This window comes from Streptomyces sp. NPDC058864 (genome assembly GCF_042742985.1).
In the GTDB taxonomy this organism is placed as follows: Bacteria; Actinomycetota; Actinomycetes; order Streptomycetales; family Streptomycetaceae; genus Actinacidiphila.
This window is the reverse complement of sequence record NZ_JBHYMQ010000010.1, coordinates 25446-43964: the sequence shown is the minus strand read 5'-3', so window position 1 is coordinate 43964 and position 18519 is coordinate 25446. Positions and strand designations below refer to the sequence as shown.

General features: G+C 71.8%; 14 protein-coding genes. 7 read left to right on the top strand and 7 right to left on the bottom strand.

Annotated features, from left to right (window positions below; all coding sequences use genetic code 11):
- Positions 1-287: 287 nt before the first annotated feature.
- On the bottom strand, positions 288-1661 hold the full coding sequence (locus ACFW3D_RS10660) for a cation:dicarboxylate symporter family transporter (RefSeq protein WP_500503759.1): 1374 nt from the start codon (positions 1659-1661) through the stop codon (positions 288-290).
- Between the two features lie 143 nt (positions 1662-1804).
- On the opposite strand from ACFW3D_RS10660, the gene ACFW3D_RS10655 reads away from it, so the two are divergent.
- Together ACFW3D_RS10655 and ACFW3D_RS10650 are read left to right on the top strand one after the other, a co-directional pair.
- Positions 1805-3451: a sensor histidine kinase gene (locus ACFW3D_RS10655; RefSeq protein ID WP_500503588.1), complete on the top strand. Its 1647-nt coding sequence runs from the start codon at positions 1805-1807 to the stop codon at positions 3449-3451.
- A complete protein-coding gene (locus tag ACFW3D_RS10650; protein WP_500503586.1) occupies positions 3448-4131 on the top strand; it encodes a response regulator in 684 nt (227 codons plus the stop codon). Before ACFW3D_RS10655 ends, ACFW3D_RS10650 begins: the two co-directional genes overlap by 4 nt.
- Positions 4132-4216: 85 nt before the next feature.
- On the opposite strand, the gene ACFW3D_RS10645 is transcribed toward ACFW3D_RS10650, so the two are convergent.
- On the bottom strand, positions 4217-5242 hold the full coding sequence (locus ACFW3D_RS10645) for an ATP-dependent 6-phosphofructokinase (protein WP_500503584.1): 1026 nt from the start codon (positions 5240-5242) through the stop codon (positions 4217-4219).
- Between the two features lie 158 nt (positions 5243-5400).
- Here ACFW3D_RS10645 and pta point away from each other — a divergent pair, with 158 nt between their 5' ends.
- The 3 genes from pta to pyk all read left to right on the top strand — a co-directional run bounded on the left by pta (position 5401) and on the right by pyk (position 10188).
- Positions 5401-7479 (top strand): phosphate acetyltransferase, encoded by a 2079-nt coding sequence (gene pta, locus ACFW3D_RS10640; RefSeq protein ID WP_500503581.1) that lies wholly within the window; start codon positions 5401-5403, stop codon positions 7477-7479.
- A gap of 23 nt (positions 7480-7502) precedes the next feature.
- Positions 7503-8654, top strand: coding sequence for an acetate kinase (locus ACFW3D_RS10635; RefSeq protein ID WP_500503579.1), 1152 nt, complete (start codon positions 7503-7505; stop codon positions 8652-8654).
- Between the two features lie 109 nt (positions 8655-8763).
- Entirely contained in the window at positions 8764-10188 is a 1425-nt protein-coding gene (pyk, locus tag ACFW3D_RS10630; protein WP_500503577.1) for a pyruvate kinase, read from the top strand.
- Between the two features lie 136 nt (positions 10189-10324).
- Here the strand turns inward: pyk and ACFW3D_RS10625 are convergent, their stop codons facing one another.
- The 4 genes from ACFW3D_RS10625 to ACFW3D_RS10610 all read right to left on the bottom strand — a co-directional run bounded on the left by ACFW3D_RS10625 (position 10325) and on the right by ACFW3D_RS10610 (position 14490).
- Complete coding sequence (locus ACFW3D_RS10625) at positions 10325-11596, bottom strand: hydrogenase expression protein HypF (RefSeq protein WP_500503576.1); 1272 nt, start codon at positions 11594-11596, stop codon at positions 10325-10327.
- The gene (locus ACFW3D_RS10620; RefSeq protein ID WP_500503574.1) at positions 11586-12197 is read right to left on the bottom strand and encodes a DUF6114 domain-containing protein; all 612 of its coding nucleotides are present in this window, start codon (positions 12195-12197) and stop codon (positions 11586-11588) included. Before ACFW3D_RS10620 ends, ACFW3D_RS10625 begins: the two co-directional genes overlap by 11 nt.
- 91 nt (positions 12198-12288) lie before the next feature.
- Positions 12289-12912 carry a DUF6230 family protein gene (locus tag ACFW3D_RS10615; protein WP_500503573.1) on the bottom strand — a complete coding sequence of 208 codons (624 nt, stop codon included), beginning with the start codon at positions 12910-12912 and terminating at the stop codon, positions 12289-12291.
- A 618-nt stretch (positions 12913-13530) separates the two neighbouring features.
- Positions 13531-14490 (bottom strand): tetratricopeptide repeat protein, encoded by a 960-nt coding sequence (locus ACFW3D_RS10610; RefSeq protein WP_500503572.1) that lies wholly within the window; start codon positions 14488-14490, stop codon positions 13531-13533.
- 190 nt (positions 14491-14680) lie between these two features.
- On the opposite strand from ACFW3D_RS10610, the gene ACFW3D_RS10605 reads away from it, so the two are divergent.
- Positions 14681-15304 carry a TetR/AcrR family transcriptional regulator gene (locus ACFW3D_RS10605; protein WP_500503569.1) on the top strand — a complete coding sequence of 208 codons (624 nt, stop codon included), beginning with the start codon at positions 14681-14683 and terminating at the stop codon, positions 15302-15304.
- Between the two features lie 196 nt (positions 15305-15500).
- Positions 15501-16637, top strand: coding sequence for a DUF3103 family protein (locus ACFW3D_RS10600; RefSeq protein WP_500503567.1), 1137 nt, complete (start codon positions 15501-15503; stop codon positions 16635-16637).
- Positions 16638-16746: 109 nt separating this feature from the next.
- Here the strand turns inward: ACFW3D_RS10600 and icmA are convergent, their stop codons facing one another.
- Positions 16747-18447, bottom strand: a complete 1701-nt coding sequence (gene icmA / locus ACFW3D_RS10595) for a coenzyme B12-dependent isobutyryl-CoA mutase large subunit (RefSeq protein ID WP_500503565.1) — start codon at positions 18445-18447, stop codon at positions 16747-16749.
- Positions 18448-18519: the final 72 nt, after the last annotated feature.

Genomic DNA, 18519 nt, shown 5'->3' with positions numbered 1-18519 from the left:
TGGCCATATCCACGAACCGAGACGAAGTTTCTGAAGCCCTTCGTGCGCCGCACTGCGACCACCTGCCCTTCACGGCTTCCGGCGTGTCGTGCGGTACGCCGCGCACGCGGCGCAAAAGCCCCGTACGCCCGCGCACCGACCCGCTCCAGCGCGCTCGGCGCACTTTCCGGAACTCGCTCCGGGCCCCTCGGCCGATCGGGTGAACAGCCTCTTCCCGGTACGAAAACGGGTCCCGCCGGGCGGAGGGGGGATCCGCCCGGCGGGACCGTTCAGGGGGTGACGGCCGGTCAGGCCGTCGTCACCGGCTCCTTGCCGGTGCTCGCCGGGGCGGCCGGCTCGGGGGCCGCGCCGTGGCCGTCGTCGACGAGCGTGGTCTCGTCGAAGGGCAGTTCACCGGCGAACACCCGCTGGGCCCTCTCGCGATCGAACTCCTTGGTCCATGTGCCGATCAGCACCGTGGCGACGGCGTTGCCCGCGAAGTTGGTGACGGCGCGCGCCTCGCTCATGAAGCGGTCGATGCCGACGATCAGGCCGACGCCGTCGACCAGGGCCGGCTTGTGCGACTGCAGCGCTCCGGCGAGGGTCGCCAGGCCCGCGCCGGTGACGCCGGCGGCGCCCTTGGAGGCGACCATCATGAACAGCAGCAGGGTGATCTGCTGGCCGATGGAGAGCGGCTGGCCCATCGAGTCGGCGATGAACAGCGAGGCCATGGTCAGGTAGATCATGGTGCCGTCGAGGTTGAAGGAGTAGCCGGTCGGCACGGTGATGCCGACGACCGGACGGCTGACGCCCAGGTGTTCCATCTTGGCGATCAGGCGGGGCAGCGCCGACTCCGAGGACGAGGTGGAGACGATCAGCAGGAACTCCCGGCCGAGGTACTTCAGCAGCTGGAAGAGGTTGACCCCGGCGAAGAAGCGGAGCATCAGGCCGAGCACGACCACCACGAAGATCAGGCAGGTCACGTAGAAGCCGAACATGATCGTGGCGAGCGCCTTGAGGGCGTCCACGCCCGCCGAGCCGACGACCGCAGCGATCGCGCCGAAGGCGCCGATCGGGGCCGCCCACATGATCATGGACAGCACACGGAAGACCAGCTTCTGGATGTGACCGACGCCGCGCAGGATCGGCTCGCCCGCCGACCCCATGGCCTGCAGGCCGAAGCCGACCAGCAGCGCGACCAGGAGGGTCTGCAGCACCTGGCCCTCGGTGAAGGCCGAGACCAGGGTGACCGGGATGATGCCCAGCAGGAAGTCCGGCAGGGTCTCGGCCGGGGCGTCCTTGGCCTGCGCCTGGCCCACGTCCTTGAGCGCGTCGGTCAACTGCAGCCCGTCGCCGGGCTGGAGGATGTTGCCGACCACCAGGCCGATGGCGAGGGCGACGAACGACATCACCACGAAGTAGCCGAGGGCGAGGCCGCCGACCCTGCCGACCTTGGCGGCCTGGCGGACCGAGCCCACGCCGAGCACGATCGTGCAGAAGATGATCGGCGAGATCATCATCTTGATCAGGTTCACGAACCCGGTGCCTATGGGTTTCAGCTCGATCGCCGCGTCGGGCGCGACCATGCCGAGCACGGCGCCGGCGACCGCGGCGACGAGCACCGCGATGTACAGGAAATGGGTGCGGTCCCTGCGACCCTGGGTACGGCTCTGTACCGGCACTGACACCTTCGTCTCCTCGGTCCATCCGGACGCCGTCCCGGGGCGTCCGCGATTGGATAGGTCCCGGTGACTATGCGCCCGCACCGTGAGCCAGGTCACGTTTGCGTTCATTGTGTTCGCGGGACCTGTGCACACTGGTGGGCATGCCGCTCCCGACCCTCCTCCGCCACCCCCGGCCGCGCCTTGGGCAGCGCCGCCGTGCGCGCAGTCTGGCGGGCCAGTTGTTCGCGGTGCAGGTGGTCATCGTGGCCATGGTGGTCGCGGGCATCGCGGTGCTCGTCTACGTCAACGCCGCCGAGCGCGCGGAGGACGCCGCGGAGGACCGGGTCACGGCCGCCGCGCGGGCGGTGGCCGACGCCCCCTCGGTGGCGGCGGCGATCCGCGGCGAGGACCCCACCGCCGCGCTCCAGCCGTACGCGGAGCAGGTCAGGCGGGACACCGGCGTCTCCTTCATCACGATCATGAGCCCGGACGGCATCCGCTGGACGCACCCCGACACCCGGCAGATAGGCCACCGCTTCCTCGGGCACATAGAGGGCGCCCAGCGCGGCGGCACCTTCACGGAGACCTACACCGGCACGCTGGGCGCGTCCGTGCGCGTGGTCACCCCCGTCCACGACGACGGCCGGATCGTCGGCCTGGTCAGCGTCGGCATCACGGTCGAGGCCATCACCGACCGGGTACGGGACCAACTGGCGGCGCTCATCGGCATCGCCGCGGCGGCCCTGGCGGTCGGGGGCCTGGGCACCTACCTCGCCAACGCCCGGCTGCGCCGCCACACGCACGGCATGGCCGCGGACGAGCTGAGCCGCATGTACGACTACCACCAGGCGACCCTGCACGCGGTGCGCGAGGGCCTGATCCTGCTGGACGCCGACCGCAGGGTCGCGCTGTGCAACGACGCCGCCCGTGAACTGCTCGGCCTCCCGGGGGACGTGGTGGGCTCGTACGTCGCCGACCTCAAGCTGGCCACCTCGCTGACCGGTGCGCTGCTGGCGGCCGAGCCGCGGGTGGACGAGGTGCACCTGACCGCGGAGCGGGTGGTGGTGGTCAACACCTCGCCGGTGCGCGGCGGGGAGCGCCGCGGCACCGTGGTGACCCTGCGGGACCACACCGACCTGCAGTCGCTCACCGGCGAACTGGACTCCGTGCGCGGTTTCGCCGAGGCACTGCGCTCGCAGGCGCACGAGGCCTCCAACCGGCTGCACGCGGTCGTCTCGCTCATCGAACTGGGCCGCACCCGGGACGCGGTGGAGTTCGCCACCGCCGAACTGGAGCTGGCCCAGGCGCTGACCGACCGTGTGGTGGCGGCGGTGGCGGAACCGGTGCTGGCCGCGCTGCTGCTGGGCAAGGCGGCCGAGGCGAACGAGCGCGGAGTGGAGCTGACGGTCACCGAGGACAGCCGCATCGACGACGGGGTGCTGCCCGTCTCGCTGACCTCCCGGGACCTCGTCACCCTCCTGGGCAACCTGATCGACAACGCCCTGGACGCCGCCATCGAGGGGGCCGCGCAGTCGGCGGCGCGCCCGCACGTCGAGGTCACCGCCCGCGCCGACGAGGGCGAGTTGCTGCTGCGGGTCACCGACAGCGGGCACGGGGTGGACCCGGCGGTGGTGCGCGAGGTCTTCCGGCGCGGCTGGACGACCAAGAGCCACGGGCACGGCCTCGGGCTCGCGCTCGTCGAGCAGACCGCCCGGCGCATGGGCGGCACCGTGGACCTGGACCGGGCGGTGGGCGGCGGCGCCGCCTTCACCGTACGGTTGCCGCTGCGCGGGGAGGTGCGGACATGATCAAGGTGCTGGTCGTCGAGGACGACCCGGTGGCGGCGGACGCCCACCGGCTGTACGTGGAGCGGCTGCCGGGGTTCACGGTGGCCGCGGTGGCCCACTCCGGGGGCGCGGCGCTGCGCGCCCTCGAACGCCACCAGGTGGACCTGATCCTGCTCGACCTCAACCTGCCCGACGGGCACGGGCTGCAGGTGGTGCGCACGCTGCGGGCGGCCGGGCACACCGCCGACGTGGTGGCGGTGACCTCGGCCCGCGATCTCGGGGTGGTGCGGCAGGCCGTCTCGGTCGGGGTCGTGCAGTACCTGCTGAAGCCCTTCACCTTCCCCACCCTGCGCGACCGGCTGGAGCGCTGGGCGCGCTACCGCGACGAGCTCGCCGGCGGCGAGGCCTCGGGCCAGGACGAGGTGGACCGCGCCCTGGCGGCGCTGCGCAACCCGGAGGGCTCCGTGCTCCCCAAGGGTCTCAGCGGCCCCACCCTGGAGGCGGTGACCACGGCACTGCGCGAGGCGGCCGAGGGCCTGTCGGCGAACGCGGCGGCCCAGGCCGTGGGCGTCTCGCGGATCACGGCCCGCCGCTACCTGGAGCACCTGGTGGAGACCGGCCGCGCGGTCCGCGCCCCGCAGTACGGCCAGGTCGGCAGGCCCGAGCTCACCTACCGCTGGGCACCGCAGCGCCGCCCCTGAGCCGTCCGTCCGGGCACCCGTCCGCCCACATCGGATCGGCACACCGGGTCGGCGCATCGGGTCGACGCGTCGGGTCGACGCATCGTCAGAAGACCGACTCCGCCTCCTGCATGCGGTCCTCGGGCACCCGCTTGAGCACCATCACCGCGTCGGCGAGCGGCACCAGTTCCACCGCGGTGCCGCGCAGCGCCGTCATGCAGCCGAAGGCGCCCTTGTGCGCGGCCTCCACGGCGTGCCACCCGAAGCGGGTGGCCAGCACGCGGTCGTACGCGGTGGGGACGCCGCCGCGCTGGACGTGGCCGAGGATGACGGGGCGGGCCTCCTTGCCCATGCGCTGTTCGAGCTCGCCCGCGAGCCGGGTGCCGATGCCCGCGAAGCGCTCGTGGCCGTAGGCGTCGATCTCGCCGTGGGCGTACGGCATGGTGCCCTCGGCGGGGTGGGCGCCCTCGGCGACGCAGATGACGGCGAACTTCTTGCCGCGGGCGAAGCGCTCCTCGACCATCGCGACGACGTCGGCGGGGTCGAAGGGCCGCTCCGGCAGGCAGATGCCGTGGGCGCCGCCGGCCATGCCGGACTCCAGGGCGATCCAGCCGGCGTGCCGGCCCATGACCTCGACGACCATGACCCGCTGGTGGGACTCGGCGGTGGTCTTGAGGCGGTCGATGGCCTCGGTGGCCACGGTGACGGCGGTGTCGAAGCCGAAGGTGCGGTCGGTGGCGGAGATGTCGTTGTCGATCGTCTTGGGGACGCCGACCACCGGCATGCCGGCCTCGGCGAGCAGCCGGGCCGCGGTGAGCGTGCCCTCGCCGCCGATGGGGATCAGGACGTCGAGGGCGTAGCCCGCGCAGAGGGTGCGCCAGTTGTCGGCGGCCTCGTGGAGCCGGGCTCGTTCCAGCCGGGAGGAGCCCAGGATGGTGCCGCCCCGGGCGAGGATTCCGCTGACGGAGTTCAGGTCGAGCGGGCGGTAGCGGCCCTCCAGCAGCCCCTTGAAGCCGTCCTCAAAACCGATGACCTCGTCGTCGTGGAACGTCAGCGCGCGGTGGGTCACCGAGCGGATCACGGCGTTGAGTCCGGGGCAGTCGCCGCCGGCGGTGAGGACTCCGATGCGCATGGCGCTCCACGCTCCCTCCGGTCGCGTGTACGGTCGCCTTTTCGCATCGTAGGTCCGCACCGCACCCGCCGCGCGCCATACGCACACCGAACGGTAATGTCAACAGATATCCGCCACCCGTCTGGGTGGATCACGCCGGGCAGGAACGGAGAGAGCGCGTGACGCGCAGCGTGTACGTAACCGGTATCGGCAGGGGGGACGGCCGCCAGGTCGTCGAGCTGGGCGTGATGGAGCTGCTGACCCGGCAGGTGGACCGCGTCGGGGTGTTCCGGCCGCTCGTCCACGACACGCCCGACCGGATGTTCGAGCTGCTGCGCAGCCGCTACCGGCTCACCCAGGACCCGGCGACCGCCTACGGCCTGAGCTACGAGGAGGCCGCCGCGCTCCAGGCCGAGCAGGGCCGGGACGCGCTCATCGCCCGCCTCGTGGACCGGTACCACCTGGTGGCCGCGGAGTTCCCCACCGTGCTCGTCCTCGGCTCGGACTTCCACGAGACCAACCTGCCCGGCGAGCTGGGCGTCAACGCCCGGCTGGCGAACGAGTTCGGCGCCTCGGTGATCCCGGTGGTCGGCGGCCGCGAGCAGACCGCCGACTCGGTCGTGGACGAGGTCCGCAACGCGCACCAGGCATACAGCGGGCTGGGCTGCGACATCATCGCCATGATCGCCAACCGGGTGCCCCCGGAGGTGCTGGAGGAGGCCGCGACACGGCTGCGCCGCCGGCTCCCGGTGCCCGCGTACGTGCTGCCCGACGAGCCCGCGCTGTCCGCCCCCACGGTCGCCCAGGTCGTCGAGACGCTGCACGCCGAGGTGCTCCTCGGGGACCACGGCGGACTGTCCCGGGACGTGATGGGCTTCGTCTTCGGCGGCGCGATGCTGCCGACCTTCATCCGCGCGCTGACCCCCGGCTGCATGGTGATCACCCCGGGCGACCGGGCGGACCTGATCATCGGTTCGCTGGCCGCGCACTCCGCCGGCTCCCCGCCCATCGCCGGCATCCTGCTCACCCTGGACGAGGTGCCGGGCCCGGAGATCATGGCCCTGGCGGCCCGGCTGGCCCCCGGCACGCCCGTGATGTCGGTGCCGGCCGGCAGCTTCCCGACCGCCGCCGAGCTCTTCGCCCTGGAGGCGCGGCTGGGCGCGGCCACCCCGCGCAAGGCGGAGACGGCGCTCGGGCTCTTCGAGAAGCACGTGGACGGCCCCGAGCTGACCGAGCGGCTCTCGGTGGTCCGCGGCGAGCGCGTCACCCCGATGATGTTCGAGCACGAGCTGATCGAGCGGGCCCGCTCCGGCCGCCGCCGGGTCGTCCTGCCCGAGGGGACCGAGGAGCGCATCCTGCACGCGGCCGAGGTCCTGCTGCGCCGCGACGTCTGCGACATCGTCCTGCTCGGCGACGAGGACGCCATCCGCAAGCGGGCCGGAGAGCTCGGCGTCAACGTCGACGTGCCCGGCTGCACCCTGACCGACCCGCAGACCTCGCCGCTGCGCGAGAACTTCGCCGAGCTCTACGCCAGGCTCCGCGCCCACCGGGGCGTCAGCTACGAGCTGGCGTACGACGTCGTGGCCGACGTCTCCTACTTCGGGACGCTGATGGTGGAGCAGGGCCTCGCCGACGGCATGGTCTCCGGTGCCGTCCACTCCACGGCGGCGACCATCCGTCCCGCCTTCGAGGTCATCAAGACCGCCCCGGGCGCGTCCATCGTCAGCTCCGTGTTCTTCATGTGCCTGGCCGACCGGGTGCTGGTGTACGGCGACTGCGCGGTCAACCCGGACCCGGACGCCGAGCAGCTGGCCGACATCGCGATCCAGTCCGCGGAGACCGCCGCCCAGTTCGGGGTCGAGCCGCGGGTGGCGATGCTGTCGTACTCCACCGGCACCTCCGGTTCGGGCGCCGACGTGGACAAGGTGCGCCGGGCGACCGAACTGGTCCGGCAGCGGCGCCCGGAGCTGCTGGTGGAGGGTCCCATCCAGTACGACGCCGCGGTCGACGCCAAGGTCGCGGCCACCAAGCTGCCGGACTCGAAGGTCGCCGGGAACGCCACCGTGCTGATCTTCCCGGACCTCAACACCGGCAACAACACCTACAAGGCGGTGCAGCGTTCGGCGGGCGCGGTGGCGGTCGGCCCGGTGCTGCAGGGCCTGCGCAAGCCCGTCAACGACCTGTCGCGCGGCGCGCTGGTCCAGGACATCGTCAACACCGTCGCCATCACGGCCATCCAGGCCCAGGGCGACCGGTGACCGGCCACCACAGGGAAGGCACCGTGACCGCTACCCGCGTCCTCGTCCTCAACTCCGGCTCCTCGTCGGTGAAGTACCAGCTGCTGGACATGGCCGACGGCAGCCGGCCGGCGGCCGGGATCGTCGAGCGGATCGGCGAGCCGGGCGGGGTCGCGGACCACGCCGAGGCGCTGAAGACCGTGGCGGAGGAGCTCGCCGCCCGCGGCCTCGGCCTGGACTCCCCCGAACTGGCCGCGGTGGGCCACCGCGTCGTGCACGGCGGCACGCGCTTCACCGCGCCGACGCTGATCGACGACGAGGTGCTGGCCGCCGTCGAGGAGCTGGTGCCGCTGGCCCCGCTCCACAACCCGGCGAACGTCACCGGCATCCGGGTCGCCCGCGACCTGCGCCCGGACCTGCCGCAGGTGGCCGTCTTCGACACCGCCTTCCACTCCACCGTCCCCGAGCACGCCTACCGCTACGCGATCGACCGGGAGACCGCCGACGCCCACCAGGTGCGCCGCTACGGCTTCCACGGGACCTCGCACGCCTACGTCTCCCGCGCCACCGCGCGGCTGCTGGGCAGGGACCCGGCCGAGGTCAACGTCATCGTCCTGCACCTGGGCAACGGCGCCTCCGCCTCCGCCGTGCGCGGCGGGGAGTGCGTGGAGACCTCCATGGGGCTCACCCCGCTGGAGGGCCTGGTGATGGGCACCCGTTCGGGGGACCTGGACCCGGCCGTGGTCTTCCACCTGGCCCGCGTGGCCGGAATGGCGGTGCCGGAGATCGACGACCTGCTCAACAAGCGCTCGGGCCTGCTCGGCCTGTGCGGCGACAACGACATGCGGGAGATCGCCCGCCGGATGGCCGAGGGCGACGAGGCCGCGCAGCTCGCCTTCGACGTCTACGTCCACCGGCTGCGCAAGTACGTGGGCGCCTACACCGCCGTGCTGGGGCGGGTCGACGCGATCGCCTTCACGGCGGGCGTCGGAGAGAACTCCGCCGCGGTCCGGGCCGCCGCCATGGGCGGGCTGGAGGGGCTGGGCATCGAGCTGGACCCGGTGCGCAACGCGGTGCGCGGCAGCGCCGCCCGCGTGGTGTCGGCCGGGGGCAGCCGGGTGGCGGTCGCGGTCGTCCCCACCGACGAGGAACTGGAGATCGCACAGCAGACGTACTCGCTGGTCACCGGCCGGTGACTCGTTGAGGCCACCCGGAGGCTCTACTCTATGGCCGCCGTCCGCACCGTCCATGCCTCCCCCGCACGGGAAAATTCCGGAGCGGAACAAACCCGATAGGATCGTCCTCATGCGCCGAGCGAAAATCGTCTGCACCCTGGGTCCCGCCGTCGACTCCTACGACCAGCTGAAGACGCTGGCCGAGGCCGGTATGAACGTGGCCCGCTTCAACTTCAGCCACGGCAGCCACGCCGAGCACGAGGAGCGCTACCAGCGGGTGCGCAAGGTCTCCGAGGAGACCGGACGTGCCATCGGCGTGCTGGCCGACCTCCAGGGGCCCAAGATCCGCCTGGAGACCTTCGCGGACGGTCCCGTGGAGCTGGTCGCCGGTGACGAGTTCGTCATCACCACCGAGGACGTCCCCGGTGACAAGACCATCTGCGGCACCACCTACAAGGGCCTGCCCGCCGACGTCCGCGCCGGCGACCCCGTCCTGATCAACGACGGCAACGTCGCGCTGCGCGTGATCGAGGTCGAGGGCCAGCGGGTCCGCTGCCTCGTCGTCGAGGGCGGCGTCATCTCCGACCACAAGGGCATCAACCTGCCCGGCGCGGCGGTCAACGTGCCCGCCCTGTCCGAGAAGGACATCGAGGACCTGCGCTTCGCGCTGCGCATGGGCGTCGACATGGTGGCGCTCTCCTTCGTCCGCGACGCCAAGGACGTCCGTGACGTCCACCGCGTCATGGACGAGGTCGGCCGCCGCGTGCCGGTCATCGCCAAGGTCGAGAAGCCGCAGGCGGTCGACAACATGGAGGACGTCGTCGCGGCCTTCGACGGCGTCATGGTGGCCCGCGGCGACCTGGCGGTCGAGTACCCGCTGGAGAAGGTCCCGATGGTGCAGAAGCGGCTGATCGAGCTCTGCCGCCGCAACGCCAAGCCGGTGATCGTCGCGACCCAGATGATGGAGTCGATGATCACCAACTCCCGGCCGACCCGCGCCGAGGCCTCCGACGTCGCCAACGCGATCCTGGACGGCACGGACGCGGTCATGCTGTCCGCCGAGTCCAGCGTCGGCAAGTACCCGATCGAGACCGTGAAGACGATGTCGCGGATCATCGAGGCGGCCGAGGTGGAACTGCTCAAGCAGGGCCTGTGGCCGCTCAACGGCCGCAAGCCGCGCACCCAGGGCGGCGCCGTCGCGCGTGCCGCCGCCGAACTCGCGGACTACCTGGACGCCAAGACCCTGGTCGCCTTCACCAAGTCCGGCGACACCGCCCGCCGGCTGGCCCGCTACCGCGTGCCGCAGTCGGTGGTGGCGTACACGACCGACGAGTCGACCCGCAACATGCTGGCGCTCACCTGGGGCGTGCAGACCACCGTGGTCCCGCACGTGAACACCACCGACGAGATGGTGGAGATCGTCAACCAGGAGATGCTGAAGCTCAGCGACTACACCGAGGGCGACACCGTGATCATCACGGCCGGTTCCCCGCCCGGTATCCCCGGTACCACCAACCTGGTGCGGGTCCACCACCTCGGCCACCGCGCGGTCTGACCGGCCACCGCGCGGCCCGGCCGGCCGCGGGGCCACCCGGAACACGAGGAACGGCGGAGGACACCTCCCCTTGCGGGGACGGCGCCCTCCGCCGTTTCTCGTGTGCGGCTCCCGGAGGGGTCCTGTGCGGCCGGGCTCAGTCCGCGGTGTTGTACACGTGCATGCCCGGCAGCTTCAGCGTGCCGCCGAACTGGCCGGCCTGCACGACCTTGACGTTGGTGAAGAAGGCGGCCGGCACGTTGATCGGGGGCGGGGTGTCCGGGGTGAACTCGATCGGGATGAGCCCGAAGAGGTTGCCCTTCAGCGACTCGGTGTACATCGTCACCGTGCCGTTGCGGATCGTCGAGGTGCTGCCCTTGCGGGCGTCCACGTGCCCGACGGTGCCGTTCGGCCCCACGACCTCCTGCTGCAGGTCCTTGATGTCCACGCCGGTGGCGGTGAACTTCAGGACCTTCTTGACCTTCCCGCTCCAGGTCTTGACCTCGACGATGCCCTTGTAGTCGAGCCCGGTCAGGGTCAGCAGGCTGCTGCGCAGGACCCACGGGTCGTCGGGCAGCAGCGACTGCGTCTCCTGGTAGGCGGCGTCCGCCAGGGCCTGCGCGTCGTGGGTCGGGCACGGGAACGGGGTCTTGCCGTCCGCCGGCACGGCCGGGGAGCTCTGCGCGGGGTCCGGGGTGTCCGCTGCCTTCGCGGTGGTCTCCGAGAGCTTCTCGGCCGCCTCCGACACGGTCTTCTTCAGCGCGGCGGTGGTGTCCTCGGCCTTCGTCTTCACCGTGCCCGTGGAGGCGCTCGGCTCGGGAGCGGCCGACGTCGCGCCCGGGGCGGGCGTCGAGGTCGCCGAGGGGGTCGCCGTGGCGGCCTCCTCGCTCTGCTTGTTGAGCCCCAGCAGGTCGCCCAGGGCGTCACCGACGCCCAGCGGGTCCAGCGGGTCGCTCTGCCCGGTCGCCGACGGCGAGGCGGACGGGGCGGGCGCCGTCGTCCCCGAGCCGCCGGAGGAACCGCCACCGCTCTCCTCGCCCTTGCCGCCCCCGTCACCGGAGGAGGAGTCGTGCGACGGGGAACTCGCGGACGGAGTCGGGGTCGGGGTCGCGGTCGGGCTCTTGGTGCCGCCGCTCGACGGGGTGGTGCTCGGCGTCGCCGACTCCGGCGGCTCGTCGGGCTGCTCGACGCACTTCGTGCCCGAGAACGGGTTCTTCGGCAGTTCGTCGGCAGAGGCCAGCCTCGGGGTCAGTCCCATGCCCATCAGGACCGCCGTCGGCATCGCGGCCAGGGCTATCGCCTTGCCCGCGGGCATCTGCAGCTTGGTCAGCAGCGACTTCCTCGGTGCCGCGTGCCGCGGCCCCGTTCTCTCACGGGTGCCGCTGCCGGCGGCGACCCCGGAAGCGGGCTGAACCTCATCACCCCGCACTGTGCCTCCCGTTCGCGTCTACGGTTTCGGCGCCGTCCACCGGGTGCTGCGGGGCGGTCCCCGCCTGGTCGGCGGCCGGGTCGGCCGGGTACTCGCCGTAGGCCGCCGCGTAGGGGGAACCGGGCGGCGGCACGTAGCCGGTGTCGCCGTCGTCGCCCGTGCCGCTGCCGGGCAGTTCCGCCGGGTCCGCGCCGCCGTCGGCGGGCGGTACGCCCGGAGCCCAGGAGACGGCGAGGGCACCGCCGATCAGGCCCAGCAGGAAGCCGATCAGGAAGCCGCCGAAGTTGGAGACCACCAGCGACACCAGCGCCAGCAGGATCGACGCGACGCCCGAGAAGACGCGCACCGCCGACTGGTACCACATGGTCAGGCCGAGTACGACCAGCAGCACGCCGATGATGAGCGAACCGGACCCGGCCGTGGTGGCCATGGTCAGGCTCAGCGCGCCGAGCGAGAGATGGGCGTACGGGAAGTACGCGATGGGCAGTCCTGCCAGCAGTGTCAGCAGGCCCGCCCAGAACGGCCGCTGTCCGCGCCATACGCGGAAGCGGAACCGCCAATAGCCGAACCGGCCCCTCAGTCCGTGTGTCTCGGCGCTCATGGAAAACAGCTCCCTGGGACTGGCTTTCTGGAAAGAGTCGGGGGTGAGGAAGGTGAGGGGCATCCGGTGCCCCCCACCCCCTCCGGTCAGGCTAGAAGCACTCGTACTTCGCGCCGGACCCCATCTTCACCGACATGCTCAGCCCGCTGAGCTTGAAGGTGCCCGCGCTGGTCGCCCACGCGGTCTGCTGCACACCGGTGAGGTGAGCCTTCCGGGCCTCCTGGGCGAAGGAACCGGGGTCGGTCTTGTCACCGGCCTTGATGCCGGGGCCCTGCGTGGTGTCACCGGCGGCGACACCGATGTTGATGTCGGTGAACTCCGCATCGGCGTCGAGCTGGTCGAGGTCGATGTAGAGGTTCTTCGCCTCGACCTTCTTGCCACCGTTGCCGGCACCCAGCTTCAGCGTGACGTCGCCGATCGGCGTCGGCACGACCACGGACTGGCACAGACCGGTGATCGTGGCCGAGTCGAACGCGGAGACCGCGACCGGGATCGGCTTGCCGCCGTGCTGGACGTCGATGGCTCCGTACTGGACGAAGCCCTCACCCTGCAGGTCCTGGGCCTGGACCTTGAACTGCTGGCCCGAAACGCTGAACGACGCGGCGAGCGCACCCTGACCCAGGGCCACGCCTATCGCCGCGGTGGCCGCGACGCTGGGCACCATGACGACGGCGAACCGCTTCCATCTGGTACCGCCGCGGATGAGCGACTCCATGACTTTCCTCCTTCTCGGACGTACATCTCCGGCCGGAATCGTGGGGATTGCGGCGGGATGGGAGAAGTGCTACGTCCTCGGGAAGGAGAGCGCCGTATCGACGGCCGTCACGCGGGAAAGAGCGGACGACACTGTCCGAAAATCGGCGATCACCCCCGAGCGACAACCACACGGCCACGCTCTCGCGCAACCTGCTGGACAGGCCCTGCCGGACGGCAGAGACCCCCCTGTCCGCGGTCCGCGTCCACTGCTGGCACAGCTTCGGCGTTCCGGCCCGGTGGGGACCCGCTCGCGATCGGACGGCTGGATGCCGACTTCTCGGCGACGGACCGGGCTTGGCCGATCGTGGTCCATTCGGCGCCGCTGCACAAGGGGCGTCGTTACTAGCGGGTAACGGTGCGATAACCCAGAAGATATGGTCTAGACCACAACGGCTACGCTGCGTAGTTGCGATGAGGGTGTGAAAATCACCCATCGGGTGATAGATCCGGACAGAGTCCCGTCACTCTCTTACCGGAAGTAACAGCGGCCGCGCTTCATCAAGATTTGGTAAAGCGCGGCCGGTCCTGCACCGGGCTCGAAATGGCTTTCGAGGCACGGCCACCTTACGTGATCAGGTCAGAACAGCACCCGTGCGAGGGCGGCGCGCGCGGCCGCCACCCGCGGGTCGTCGGCCCCGATCACCTCGAACAGTTCCAGCAGCCGCAGCCGTACGGTGTCGCGGTCCTCGCCCGCGGTGCGCCGCACGGTGTCCACCAGGCGGCCGAAGGCGTCCTCGACATGACCGCCGACCAGGTCCAGATCGGCCACGGCGATCTGCGCCGCCACATCCGCCGGGGCGTCCGCCGCGGCCTTGCGGACGGCCTGCGCGTCGGCACCCTCCACGCGCTGCAGCAACTCGGCCTGCGCCAGGCCCAGCTTGGCCTCGGCGTTGGCCGGGTCGTCCGAGAGCACGTTGCGGTACGCCTGGATCGCGCCACCGAGGTCGCCCTGGTCCAGCGCGTCGTGCGCCGCCGACAGCGCGATCTCCTGCGGGGTGGGCGGCCGCTCCTCGGCGACCGGCACCTCGGCGCCCTCCTCGACCGGCACGCCCGTGATGCCGAAGCGCTGCTCGGCCACGGCGACCAGCTGGTCCAGCACCTCGCGGATCTGCTCCTCGGGAGCGGCGCCCTGGAAGAGCGGCATCGCCTGGCCGGCCAGCACCGCGAACACCGCGGGAATGCCCTGCACGCCGAACTGCTGCACCAGCAGCTGGTTCGCGTAGACGTCGATCTTCGCGACGACGATCCGGCCCGCGTAGGAGGCGGCGAGCCGCTCCAGCGTCTCCTGCAACTGCACACTCGCGTCCGCGCGGTCGGTCCAGAAGTGGACGACGACCGGGACCTCGGTGGAGCGCTGCAGGACATCGCTCTCGAAGGTGGCCTCGGTGACCTCGGTCACCAGGGCGGGGGCGGCGGCTTCTCCCCCGTTGCGAGCGGCTTCGGCGCGGGCCTGCTCGGCCTTCGCCTTGGCCTCTCCGGCCGCCTTCACCGCGGCGAGGTCGACCACGCCGCTCATGGACATGTTCCGTGGCTGCATGAGACCAATCCTCCCCCCTCGTCGCGGTTCCCGGGGAATCGCCCCCCGAAAGCGCCACCTACGGCACGCGGCGATGACGCGCCGCCCCGCGCGAGGTCCCCTGTTCGCGCGCCGGGCGCCATCGTTTCGATACGACCCGTAGCGTAACTGTACGGTCTCGCCCTGCGCAACGGGGATAGGGTTCCCAGCCATGTGCGCGCGTGAAACAGGCAGAAGGACCGGACGCCCCCGCAGTGCGGAGGCCGACCGGGCGATCCTGGACGCCGCGCGGCAGGCCCTGGTCGAGCTCGGCTGGGGCAAGCTCACCATGGGTGACGTGGCGACCCGCGCGCGGGTCGCCAAGACCACCCTCTACCGGCGCTGGGCGAACAGGAACGAGCTCGCCGTGGACGCGGTCGCCGCGCTCTTCGACGAGCTCGAACTGCCCGACCGCGGCAGCCTGCGGGCCGACGTGGAGGGCGTGGTCCTGCAGTTCGCGGCCCTGCTGGAGCAGCCCGCCACCAAGACCGCGCTCATGGCGGTGGTCGCCGAGGCCACCCACGACGTGGCGCTGCGGCAGCGGATCCGGGAGGCGATCGTCGACCGGCAGAAGCGCCTGGTTGTCGAGGGCCGCCGGCGGGCCCAGGAGCGCGGGGAGATCCCGCCGGACGAGGGCGACCCGACACCGCAGATCGACCTGATCTTCGACGTCATCGCGGGGGCCGTGGTGCACCGCGCGCTCGTCTCCTGCGAACCGGTGGACGCCGACTGGGCGGCCCGCTTCACCACCGTCCTGCTGGGCGGCCTCGCGGCAACCCCGACGATCGAGCCGTAGCCGGGAGTTGGGCTTCTCTTTCCGCTACGGAGCCTCAACACCTCTTGCCCGCATGGCATGTCATCGTCATGCTTACCGGCGGGTCATCTACTCGCATAGACAACCCGGCGGCCAGGCATGGCCGTTGTTCGGCGTTCCATCGTTCCACCCTGTCAGCGCGTCCTTTGATCGCTCGCCCCCAGGAGGATCGATCCACGTGAGACACCCTCACCCCGGTCGGCGCGGCGTCGTCGCCACCGTCGCCGCCTCGCTGATCGCCCTGACGGCCGCCCAGAGCGCCACCGCGCTCCCGGCGACCGCCACCCCGCGCGCCCACGCCCCGTCGTCCGCCGTCACCGTGGCGGAGGACCAGGCGGCGCGCGCCATCGCCGGTTCCCTCTCCGACGCCTCGTGGCGCGCCCGGGTCCGCCACGCGGCACTGGCCTCGGACGAGGTGGCCGTCACCGAACTCGCCGGCCCGCGGCTGCGGCCGGCGCTCGCCGACGCCGACCGGCGGATCGCGGCCGCCAAGGGCCTCGGCGCGGACGTCGGTTCCCTGCTGCGGCTGCGCCTCGGGGACGACTCGATGCGCGGGGCGCTGGCCTCCGGCGTCACCCCCTGGGTGGCCGCGGCCAGTTCCGACGAGGACGTCCGCACCGTCACCGCCTACGACAGCCGGGGCCGGGCCCACCGTCTCGACGCCCGCACCGCCCCCGCTCACCCGGTGTACGTCGTCGACATCGACGGCTCCAAAGCGCTGGCCGCGGGCCTGGACGTCCTCCAGGGCGAGCTGGACCGCCAGGGCCTGACCTCCGCCTCCCCGAGCTCCGCGGCGAAGTCCTCGTCGGCCTCGGCGGCCGCGGCCGGTTTCTGGACCACGCGCATCACCCAGGTCCGGCTCTCCGACGACGAGGAGCCGTGGGTCAAGGGCGACGCCGAGATCTACACCCTCGTCACCGGGTTCGGCCAGGACGGCACCGTGCGCGTCGACCCCGTCGACATGCCGTACCTGGACAACGACGGGACGACGTACAGCCCGAACCAGATCCTGGTCAACTGGTCGCTGTACAAGTACAACCTCGCCGACGCCGTGATGATGGAGGACGACGGCAGCACCAACTACCGCGACCTGGCCAAGGCCATCGCGGGGATCCTGCTGACCATCGCCGACCAGGGCACCTACATCCCGCTGGTGAACGCGGTCCTGGACGCCATCCCGGACGACTGGTGGACGGACGACCCGGACTACGTCGACTCCTGGTACACGCTGGCACAGAGCGACAACGGCACCCGCTACGGCGCCCGCGGCAACGGCTGGATGACCCTGCAGCCGTACTTCGTCGAGCAGTTCTGAGCAGTGCGCCCGCCGCCTCCGGCCTCCGGGGGCGGCGGGCACGGCAGCGGGGCCCGGCGGGAACACGCACTGTTCCCGCCGTGCCCCGCGTCCCGCGTCGTGGGACGCGTCAGAAGCGGGCGGGCTCCGTGTAACTGCCCCACTCGTCGCGCAGGGCGCCACAGATCTCGCCGAGGGTGGCCTCCGCGCGCACCGCGTCCAGCATCGGCTCGATCATGTTGCTGCCGTCCCGGGCGGCGGTCAGCATCGCGTCCAGCGCCTTGCGGACGGCCGCGTCGTCCCGCTCGCCCTTGCGGCCGGCGAGCACCCTGACCTGCTCGCGCTCGACCTCGTGGCTGACCCGCAGGATCTCCAGGTCGCCCGTCACGGAGCCGGTGTGGCAGTTGACGCCGACGACCCTCTTGTCGCCCTTCTCCAGGGCGCGCTGGTACTCGAAGGCGGCCTCCGCGATCCGGCCGGTGAAGTAGCCGTCCTCGATGCCGCGCAGGATGCCCGAGGTGATCGGGCCGACCGGGTGCCTGCCGTCCGGCACGGCGCGGGCGCCGAGCTCCTTGATCTTGTCGAAGATCTTCTCCGCGTCCGCCTCGATGCGGTCGGTCAGCGCCTCGACGTACCAGGAGCCGCCCAGCGGGTCGGCCACGTTGGCGACGCCGGTCTCCTCCATCAGCACCTGCTGCGTGCGCAGCGCGATCTCCGCCGCCTGGGCGCTGGGCAGCGCCAGCGTCTCGTCCAGGGCGTTGGTGTGCAGCGAGTTCGTGCCGCCGAGGACCGCGGCCAGGGCCTCCACCGCGGTGCGGACGACGTTGTTGTACGGCTGCTGGGCGGTCAGCGAGACGCCCGCGGTCTGGGTGTGGAAGCGCAGCCACTGCGCCTTGTCGGTCTTCGCGCCGTACACCTCGCGCATCCAGCGGGCCCAGATCCGGCGCGCGGCACGGAACTTGGCGATCTCCTCGAAGAAGTCCAGGTGCGCGTCGAAGAAGAAGGACAGGCCCGGCGCGAAGGTGTCGACGTCCAGCCCGCGGGACAGCCCCAGCTCCACGTAGCCGAAGCCGTCGGCCAGGGTGTAGGCGAGCTCCTGCGCGGCCGTGGAGCCGGCCTCGCGGATGTGGTAGCCGGAGACCGACAGCGGCTTGTACGCGGGGATGCCCGCCGCGCAGTGCTCCATCAGGTCGCCGATCAGACGCAGGTGCGGCTCGGGGGCGAAGAGCCACTCCTTCTGCGCGATGTACTCCTTGAAGATGTCGGTCTGCAGGGTGCCGTTGAGCACTCCGGGGTCGACGCCCTGGCGCTCGGCGGCCACCAGGTACATGCAGAAGACCGGCACCGCGGGGCCGGAGATCGTCATGGAGGTCGTGACGTCGCCGAGCGGGATGTCCTTGAAGAGGACCTCCATGTCGGCGGCCGAGTCGATGGCGACGCCGCAGTGGCCGACCTCACCCAGCGAGCGGGGGTCGTCGGAGTCGCGGCCCATGAGGGTGGGCATGTCGAAGGCGACGGACAGGCCGCCGCCGCCCGCCTCGAGGATCATCTTGTAGCGCTCGTTGGTCTGCTCGGCGTTGCCGAAGCCCGCGAACTGGCGGATCGTCCACGTACGGCCCCGGTAACCGGTCGGGTGCAGTCCGCGGGTGAAGGGGTACTCGCCGGGCCAGCCGATCCGCTCGAAGCCGGGCACCTCGGTACCCGCGGGCGGGCCGTACACGGGCTCGACCGGGTCACCGGAGAGCGTGCTGAAGTCGGCCTCGCGCTTGCGCGCGGCGTCGTAGCGCGCCTGCCAGCGGCTGCGCCCCTCCTCGATGGCTGCAGCGTCCATGCCGTGTCTCCGCCTCTCTCGCCGACCGGGCGCGTCCCGTACCACGAGAACGGCCCCTACAAGGCGAAAATA

Excerpts from the sequence above, each read along its gene's own strand:
- pyk (WP_500503577.1), top strand. The coding sequence starts at position 8,764 with ATGCGCCGAGCGAAAATCGTCTGCACCCTGGGTCCCGCCGTCGACTCC.
- ACFW3D_RS10615 (WP_500503573.1), bottom strand. The coding sequence starts at position 12,912 with ATGGAGTCGCTCATCCGCGGCGGTACCAGATGGAAGCGGTTCGCCGTC.
- ACFW3D_RS10645 (WP_500503584.1), bottom strand. The coding sequence starts at position 5,242 with ATGCGCATCGGAGTCCTCACCGCCGGCGGCGACTGCCCCGGACTCAAC.
- ACFW3D_RS10655 (WP_500503588.1), top strand. The coding sequence starts at position 1,805 with ATGCCGCTCCCGACCCTCCTCCGCCACCCCCGGCCGCGCCTTGGGCAG.
- ACFW3D_RS10650 (WP_500503586.1), top strand. The coding sequence starts at position 3,448 with ATGATCAAGGTGCTGGTCGTCGAGGACGACCCGGTGGCGGCGGACGCC.
- ACFW3D_RS10620 (WP_500503574.1), bottom strand. The coding sequence starts at position 12,197 with ATGAGCGCCGAGACACACGGACTGAGGGGCCGGTTCGGCTATTGGCGG.
- ACFW3D_RS10610 (WP_500503572.1), bottom strand. The coding sequence starts at position 14,490 with ATGCAGCCACGGAACATGTCCATGAGCGGCGTGGTCGACCTCGCCGCG.
- icmA (WP_500503565.1), bottom strand. The coding sequence starts at position 18,447 with ATGGACGCTGCAGCCATCGAGGAGGGGCGCAGCCGCTGGCAGGCGCGC.
- ACFW3D_RS10605 (WP_500503569.1), top strand. The coding sequence starts at position 14,681 with ATGTGCGCGCGTGAAACAGGCAGAAGGACCGGACGCCCCCGCAGTGCG.